We start from the raw sequence: 369 nt of genomic DNA on the forward strand, positions 1-369 counted from the left end.
GTATGCCTTGCAGGGGAACTATTCGATAGCACTGCAGGCATACAACACCGGTGGATACAACAGCACACGGAAGGCAGGGTACATTACTGTGGGTTCACCTGCCCCGGTTGCCGGTTTCACGGCAACTCCGTCAACCGGGACCGTTCCCCTGACCGTGACATTTACAGATACCTCCACGAACACTCCAACGAGCTGGAACTGGTCGTTCGGCGATAGCAACCTGACAAACGCGACCGTGCAGAATCCGGTGCACACCTATTCGGCAGCAGGGACGTACACAGTTTCGCTGAACGCAACGAACGCTGGCGGGTCAAATATATCAATCCAGGCAACATCGGTGACGGTCTATGTTCCGGCACCGGTACCCGC

Annotated in this window: 1 protein-coding gene; it reads left to right on the forward strand. The window is 56.4% G+C overall.

The window, feature by feature from the left end:
• Window positions 1-369, forward strand: a 369-nt coding sequence (locus tag WC359_14795; protein MFA5401716.1) for a PKD domain-containing protein, incomplete at both ends; no start/stop codon positions are given.

Source organism: Dehalococcoidia bacterium (genome assembly GCA_041653995.1).
Lineage (GTDB): Bacteria > Chloroflexota > Dehalococcoidia > GIF9 > UBA5629 > CAIMUM01.